This window comes from Aerococcus sp. 1KP-2016 (genome assembly GCF_002252085.1).
GTDB lineage: Bacteria > Bacillota > Bacilli > Lactobacillales > Aerococcaceae > Aerococcus.
This window is the reverse complement of the sequence record NZ_NEEY01000060.1, coordinates 1-8326: the sequence shown is the minus strand read 5'-3', so window position 1 is coordinate 8326 and position 8326 is coordinate 1. Positions and strand designations below refer to the sequence as shown.

Sequence of the window (8326 nt, the reverse complement as noted above, 5' to 3'; positions counted from 1 at the left end):
CTTTTTACTCAAAATGCCCACTCCCTTCTGTATAACGCAAATAAAGTATACCGAAAAATTGCATAAAAATAACCCGAAAACTAACAACACTCTTTTTTTGAGTGTTCAGTTTTCGGGTAGAGATTCAGGGAATTTTCCCAACCTCTTTTTTGTCGGGCTTTTTTAAGATTGTATATATACATCGTTAAATAACTAAAAAGTGGAAACCTCGGAAGGTTTTGGTTTCAAAAATGAGAAATTTTGCGCCACAAAAGGGGCTGAACTTTCATTATTTTTAGAAAAGGAACGTTCAGGGCGTTTTGCGTTTCATTTTTTCTCATAAATATACTCAAAAGTAGTTCTGGTTTCCAGTTTTCGTGTATTTTAAACCGGATATAAACAATCTCGCAAAAATATGCCAACCAAAGCGGTTTAATGCGACAAAAGGGAACAACTTTTCCCACCATCATGTTGCGATAACCAGGTCAATCTTCAAGCTGACTAAAATCTAACATCCCCATATACCTCATTTTTCGCATATAATAAAGCCATGTTTTAGATGAGGTATTAAACCCAAAGTTTGAAGGGAGTTTTGACATGCTATTTACAGAAGATGCCAGTTATTATGCACAACAAGTAAGAGAGCGAAAAGTCACCGTTACGGAATTGGTGGAGTGGGGATTGGAGAATATTGAGGCACTGAATCCCAAGCTCAATGCCGTCATTTATGTTCAAGACCAATATGCACGGACAAAAGCCAAAGAATACGATGAGTATTTGGCGAATTTAAATGCGACAGAATTAGCTAAATTACCAGATTTCTTTGGTGTGCCAACATTATTGAAGGATTTGGGGCAAAATCAAGCTGGCTTCCTCAGTTCGAGTGGTTCCAAATTAACGCGAGATACCTTGATGCAGAAGACGGATCACTTAGTTGAAGATATCATCAAAGCGGGATTTGTCATACTTGGTCGGACAAACGTACCTGAATTTGGCTTTAAAGGCATTAGTGATGCGCAAATAACGGGCGCAGTTAACTCACCTATCGATGTAAACCGGAATCCTGGAGGTTCGAGTGGAGGTACGGCAGCAGCCTTGAAGGCAGGGATTGTGCCTTTAGCTTTAGGTTCAGATGGTGGTGGCTCTATTCGAATGCCGGCTTCGTATTCGGGATTAATCGGGTTAAAACCTTCTAGAGGACGCGTTGCTGTTGGCCCTGTAACATACAGAAATTGGCAAGGCGCTGCGGTCAATTTTGCTCTGACGAAAAGTGTGAGAGATACGTGGACCCTTTTACAAAATCTACAAGTTGAACAAATGGATGCACCATTTTTCATGCCAAAGATTAAGGAAACCGCGTTAAAGGCAATAGAACGACCGTTAAAGATTGGTTATCTGGGTCAATTGAATGCAGACTGGCCTTTACATAAAGATGCGCAAGCCTTGTTGGATCAAACGATTGTTCAATTAAAAGCCATGGGACATGAAGTATTTGCTTATCAAGAACCTTTTGACCGGGCAGCAACCATGCGCAATTATTTTGAAATGAATAGTGTCGAAACAGCTGCAACGATGGACAATATTGAACGTGCTAATGGACATCCTGTGACGTTTGAAGATGTTGAACCACTAACTTGGGCGATTTACCGTGCTGGCTTAAAAATCCCTTCATACCGCTATAGTCAATTGTTATATGAGTGGGATCAATGGGCGGCAGCATCACAGGTAGATTTCGCATCGCAAATGGATCTTTTATTGACCCCAGCAACGAACGGACCGGCACCACTTCATGGAGAATTGGATCCGGATGCTATGGATGAGATGGTGGAAAAAGAAAAACACATCGATGATTATGACAAGGATGACCAACAAGCGATTATTTGGGACCATTTTGAAAAGGGTATCGTACGTTCACCATACACATCCTTGGTCAATATGTTGGGTCAACCGGCGATTTCGTTGCCTGTATATAAAACAGGGGACAATCTGCCAATAGGTGCGCAGTTTATTGCGGCAAAAGGGAATGAATATCTGCTCTTACAATTAGCCAAAGAATTTGAAGATGCCAAACTATTAGACACAAGCATTGTTGACATTGAAGGTTAGAATGGAGGCGCTATAAGCTATCCGCCTCCAAAAAGTAAAAGCTAGAAAAGCTGCTGATTTTCTAGCTTTTTTGCATTTAAAAATCAGAAAACTGCCAACAAAATGAGAAAAACGTTTGCTTTTTATCATTCAATGTTAATATTCTCGTGAATATGTGTTAGGATGTAGCCTAACGAAAAGTTAAATTTAAAGGAGTGTGTCACTATGGCCATTTGGTCTAATAAATTTCATGAAGAAATGTCTCAAGATGCATACAATTTCAACCAGTCTATTCAGGTAGACTACCGCTTGTTGGATGCAGATTTGCGCGGTTCAAAAGCTCATGCAGCCATGTTAGGTAAGCAAGGTATTTTGCCGTTGGAAGAGACTGACCGATTAGTTAACGAGTTAGAGCAAATGCGTCAAGATTACGCTAATGGCAGTTTGCAAATTGATTTTACTTCTGAAGATGTGCATTCGTTTATCGAAGCGGAGTTAACGGAACGTCTTGGGACCATTGGGAAAAAGGTACATACTGGCCGGTCTAGAAATGACCAGGTTGCGACAGCCATGCGCATATATGTCCTAGATGAATTAAGTGATTTTATCCATCAAACGAAAACCGCGATTCAAGCGATTATTAACAAGGCTGAGGCACATTTGGATACAATTATGCCTGGTTATACGCATTTACAACGGGCACAGCCAATCACCTATGCCCATTATTTGATGGCCTATGCGCAAATGCATGTGCGTGATTTGGGGCGTTTTGAGGACCTGTATGACCGTGTGGCTGCTGACATGCCACTTGGTGCAGGTGCCTTGGCAACGTCGTCTTACCCGATTGATCCCTTCTACACGACGTCTCAACTTGAAGGTTTTACATCACCGTTTGTCAATTCAATTGATGCTGTGTCGAACAATGACTATGCCATCGAATTCTTGTCAGCCTTGTCTATCATGTCCATGCACATGTCACGTTACGCTGAGGAAACGATTATGTGGTCGAGCCAAGAATTTCGCTTCATACGCCTAACGGATGCTTTCTCGACAGGGTCGTCCATCATGCCACAGAAGAAAAATGCGGATATTCATGAATTGATGCGTGGAAAAACGGGTCGTGTCTACGGTGATTTGATGGCCGTGTTAACGATTATGAAGGGGATTCCACTTGCTTACGACAAGGACATGCAGGAAATTAAGGAGCAACTATTTGACGGGATTGATCATGTGAAAGCCATGTTATCACTCTTGCCAGGAATGCTTGAAGCCACGATTGTTGACGCTGACCGTATGTATGCGGCTTGTGGATCAGGTTTCTTAAATGCAACGGATTGTGCGGATTACCTGACAAATAAGGGGATGGCCTTCCGTGATGCATACAAGATATCAGGTAATTTAGTGGCCTATTGTACAGAAAAAAATCAGGCCTTGGAAGACCTAACATTAGAAGAATATCAAGGTTTTTCAGATTTATTTGAAGCTGATATTTATGAGGCGATTGATTTGAAAAACTGTGTGTATCGTCGTAATGTCGCGGGGGGACCGGCGCCAGAAGCGGTACAGGCAGCAATTGAACGCGTGCGCGCAAATATTGCCTAATATGTTGGCAAAAAAATAAAATGAAAAGAATTATTAAAAAAAACGCTTAAAAATGTTGACAAATTATTAAGCACAGATTAGAATTATTAAAAATCGATGGATTATTCCTAACGATAAAAAATTGAATATGAAATCTTAGAAGCAAAGAGTAACAAAAGTATTTTTCCAAAGCGAGTAGACGATTGGTGGAAGGTCTATGTAAAAACGTTTGTGAACCGCATTGCAGAGATAATTGGGTGAAGATGTTGAATAGCTCAGTTCGTTAGGCGCGTTAAGTCTTCAAGCGTTGATGATTTTTCATCAGCAGTAGAGTGGTACCGTGGATATTAGCCGCCTCTTCATTTGAAGGGGCGGCTTTTTGTATATTTCTAGAAATCCTTTTGAATGTTTTGCTTGGATGTGCATCGAGAAGATGGACGGCAAGCAGATCCAGTGTAGAAGAGTTTGGTTGTGGAATGTATCGGTGAATCACTTTGGTGCAGAAAAATTTCAGCAGTAGAGTGGTACCGTGGATATTTCGTCCGCCTCTTCATTTAGAAGAGGTGGGCTTTTTTTATAGGGAAATAGGAGGATGAGGCAAATGTTTACAAAGATTAATGGTTCAAAACAAAAAAATTGGGCGTTAAAGTGTGTGCAGTTAGTAACCATCATGTTGGTTTTATTGGGGATTATTTCACCAGCTAAGCAAGCTTTAGCAAGTGAATGGTCTGGCCCAGAGGCTGCAGCAGTTGTTGAGGGTGAGGATACCTTACTTTCCGAAATTCAAACACGTGGGGTTCTGAAAGTTGGGACGGCGTCTGGTTATTCCCCTTATGAATTTACTGTCTTGAAGGATGGTCAAAATGAGGTTGTGGGGATTGATATTTTCCTAGCTGAATATATTGCCGAAAAATTAGGCGTTGAACTTGAAGTTGTAGATATGGAGTTTGGTTCGCTGATTGCTTCGCTTGAAACGGGCGGAATTGATATGATCATCGCTGGTATGGGTGCGACAGCAGAACGTGATGAATCAATCGACTTCTCTGCTGCCTATGAAAAATCTGGTCAAAGTATCGTCATTCGTGAAGGCGAAGAGAATGAGATTGTAGATTATACATCATTTGAGAATGGTGAACATACGATTGCCGTTTCTGAAGCAACCTTACAAGAGGGTTATGTCAATGACTACTTCGAAAATCCTGACTTATTGGTTATGCGTAAATCAGGTGATGCGATTGCGGCTTTGATTTCTGGTCAAGCCGATGGGGTACTTCTAGATGATGCAGTAGCGGGTGCCAATGCTGCTGAAAATGATGGTTTGACTGTTATTGATTCTAAGCTTGATGGTTTTGTAGAAGACCAAGGTAAATCAATCGGACTACCGGAAAATGAACCATCGTTACAAAATGCGGTGAATGATATTCTAGCAGATGTGCAGGATCAAAATTTAATTGAGACATGGACGGAAGCGTCATTCGATATTATCGCTGGTGAACAATCAGGGTCGTCATGGTTAACTTACTGGCCATACTTCTGGGATGGGATAAAACAACCCTACTTATCGCAGCCGTATCAATTTTCTTCGGTATGATTTTAGGCATCATCCTAGCCTTAATGCGTTTGACAAATAACCCGATTTTGAAAGCTTTAGCTGGTTTCTATATTGAGTTTGTACGTGGGACACCATTGATGATTCAAGTGTTATTCATGTTCCTGGGTGTGGGGTCAATCTTTGGTTGGTCTACATTAACAGCAGGTTTGGTATCTGTTTCAATGAACTCGGGTGCTTATATTGCCGAGATTATCCGTGGGGGTGTTCAATCCGTAGATAAGGGTCAATCTGAGGCTGCGCGTTCACTTGGTTTAAATTACTGGCAAACAATGCGTAAGGTTGTTTTCCCACAATCACTAAGATCAATTTGGCCATCATTAGGGAATGAATTTATCACTTTGATTAAGGAATCTTCTATTGTATCCACAATTGGGGTTGCGGAATTAACTTTCCAAACACGTGCCGTAACAGGTTTGACTTATCAAGCGGTGGTGCCTTTATTCATCTCAATGGTGATTTACTTCATCATGACTTACGCATTATCACAACTATTGAATGTATATGAAAGAAAAATGAACAAAAAATACGCATAAAAATATTTAAAAATTTTAGGAGGCTTTATTCATGGCAACAAATAAAAACGAGATCAAAAAAGTATTATTAGCATATTCTGGTGGCTTGGATACATCAGTTATCATCCCTTGGTTAAAAGAAAACTACAACAACTGTGAAGTTATCGGTATGACTGGTAACGTTGGGCAAGAAGATGATTTTGAATTCTTAAAACAAAAAGCGGTTGATTGTGGAGCGACCAAGTTATATGTAGAAGATTTACGTGAAGAATTCATCACTGATTATATCTTCCCAGCCATTCAAGCAGGCGCTAAATACGAATCTACCTATTTATTAGGCACAGCCTTTGCGCGTCCCCTAATTGCTAAACGAATGGTAGAAATTGCCCATCAAGAAGGTTGTGACGCCATTGTTCATGGTTGTACAGGTAAAGGGAATGACCAAGTACGTTTTGAGTTGGGTATTCGTGAATTTGATCCACATATGACCATTATCGCGCCTTGGCGTGAATGGGATATCTTGTCACGTGAGCAAGAATTTGACTATGCAGAAGCGCATAATATTCCGTTACCAATCACTCGTGAGACAAACTACTCTAAAGATGAAAACTTATTCCATTTATCTCATGAAGGTTTGGATTTAGAAGATCCAACAACTAAACCTAAATATGATGAAATCTTAGAATTAGGTGTATCACCACAAAAAGCCCCTGATCAAGAAACAACGGTATCTGTTACCTTTGAAGCAGGAGTGCCAGTTGCTGTAAATGGTGAAAAATTAGCCGCAATTCCATTGTTAGAAAAACTAAATGAGCTAGGTGGCGCTAACGGTATTGGTATTTTAGATGTTGTTGAAAACCGTTTAGTTGGGATGAAATCACGTGGCGTATATGAAACACCAGGTGGAACTATCCTGTATCACGCCCATGAAAAATTAGAACAAATTACTTTGGACCGTGACACACAACACTACAAACAAGGGATGGCCTTGAAATACGCTGACCTAGTTTATAACGGTTTATGGTTCAGTCCTTTACGTAAAGCGTTACAAATATTTGTAGATGAAACACAAAAAAATGTCACAGGTACTGTCCATATGGAATTGTACAAGGGAAATATTATTGATGCGGGTATGACGAGTCCTTACTCATTATATTCAGATGCATTAGCTACTTTTGGTGAAGATGATATATATAACCAAAATGATGCTGAAGGCTTCATCAAGTTATTTGGTCTACCACAATCAGCACGTGTGATGGCGGAACAAACTTGGGCCAAGGGTGATACTACAGAACCTGGTGCCTTCACGGATGTTGAAAGAAACAACGAGTGGTTACGTTAATAGAGGATTTTTTCACAAAATAAGCTGTCTGTACGAGAAGGGCAATTGCAAAATACTTTGTGGTTGTCCTTTTCTTTTATGAATTTATGGATAAAAATAGGTTAATAAAATTGTGAAAAAACAATAATTGTACTAAAAATGGAACTTTGTCAAAGTGAAACGACTTACTAAATGTAAGTGAAACCCCGATATATAAGGGATTATCACCTGCATGTAAAAACTGAACGATTTTTTCTAAAAAAAAGTTTGAAGAAAAAGGGCTCAAATCTTTGATATTTCGAATTTGAGATGTTAATATAAGTCTTGTAAGATAAATAAAACAAATTAACTAATTTTGAAAAGGGGATTCTTAAAAATGACTAAATATGCTGTAATTTCTGGTTCAACTCGTCAAAACTCACTATCTGAAGGCGTTGCTAAAGCAATCGTTGCTGGCTTACCTGAAGGTTCAGAAGTAAACTTCTTGGAAATCGGTAACTTACCATTATACAACCAAGACTTAGACACTAACTCTCCAGCTGAATACGATGAATTCCGTGCTCAAGTTGCTGCTGCTGATGCTTACATCTTTGTAACTCCAGAACACAACCGTAACATCCCAGCTGCATTGAAAAATGCTTTAGACGTTGCATCTCGTCCTTGGGGTCAAAACGTATGGGCTGGCAAACCAGCTTTAGTAGCATCTCAATCAATCGGTGGTATCTCAGGCGTTTTAGCTCACCACTCTTTACGTCAATCATTAGTATTCTTAGACGTTCATGCTATGGCTCAACCAGAACTATACATCAACACTTCAGTTACTTCTGATATGGAAACTGGTGAAGTTACTAACGAAGATACTAAAGCATTCTTAGCATCTGCTGGTGCTGGTTTCGCTGAATACGCTAAAAAATTCATTGACTAATTTTTAGTCAAATATCCAATTGGAAGGATCAGCCTCGGCTGGTCCTTTTTTTTTGCATTAAACCAAAGTATGTAGCGGTTGGGACAAATGGTTCCAACCGTTTTTGCTGTATTGTCAATGAGGGAATTATAGAATAATTCCAAATACTAGAAAATAATGCGAAATTTTATAGTATAAAATTTCATTCTATAAATAATTGACGAATATTATTATATGACGGCGCGTTCTTTATAAATAAAAAAAATCTATCAAATATGGAAATATATGCTATAAAAAAATAAGATATTTTATAGAATCCACGATTATTCTTG

At 39.5% G+C, this 8326-nt stretch carries 6 protein-coding genes and 1 other annotated feature; all 6 genes read left to right on the top strand.

All coding sequences use genetic code 11. The annotated features are described in order from the left end of the window. The first annotated feature begins 576 nt into the window (after positions 1–576). The 6 genes from B9P78_RS08575 to B9P78_RS08555 all read left to right on the top strand — a co-directional run bounded on the left by B9P78_RS08575 (position 577) and on the right by B9P78_RS08555 (position 8015). Positions 577–2085, top strand: a complete 1509-nt coding sequence (locus B9P78_RS08575) for an amidase (protein WP_094519039.1) — start codon at positions 577–579, stop codon at positions 2083–2085. 204 nt (positions 2086–2289) lie between these two features. Further along, the gene (argH, locus tag B9P78_RS08570) at positions 2290–3666 is read left to right on the top strand and encodes an argininosuccinate lyase (protein WP_094519038.1); all 1377 of its coding nucleotides are present in this window, start codon (positions 2290–2292) and stop codon (positions 3664–3666) included. A gap of 127 nt (positions 3667–3793) precedes the next feature. Beyond that, positions 3794–4007 (top strand) — a binding site (T-box leader). 239 nt (positions 4008–4246) lie between these two features. Continuing rightward, complete coding sequence (locus B9P78_RS10355; RefSeq protein WP_233487829.1) at positions 4247–5236, top strand: transporter substrate-binding domain-containing protein; 990 nt, start codon at positions 4247–4249, stop codon at positions 5234–5236. Further along, on the top strand, positions 5155–5790 hold the full coding sequence (locus tag B9P78_RS10350; protein ID WP_233487827.1) for an amino acid ABC transporter permease: 636 nt from the start codon (positions 5155–5157) through the stop codon (positions 5788–5790). Before B9P78_RS10355 ends, B9P78_RS10350 begins: the two co-directional genes overlap by 82 nt. 31 nt (positions 5791–5821) lie before the next feature. Beyond that, on the top strand, positions 5822–7111 hold the full coding sequence (locus B9P78_RS08560; protein ID WP_094519037.1) for an argininosuccinate synthase: 1290 nt from the start codon (positions 5822–5824) through the stop codon (positions 7109–7111). A gap of 355 nt (positions 7112–7466) precedes the next feature. Then, a complete protein-coding gene (locus B9P78_RS08555) occupies positions 7467–8015 on the top strand; it encodes an NADPH-dependent FMN reductase (RefSeq protein WP_094519036.1) in 549 nt (182 codons plus the stop codon). Positions 8016–8326: the final 311 nt, after the last annotated feature.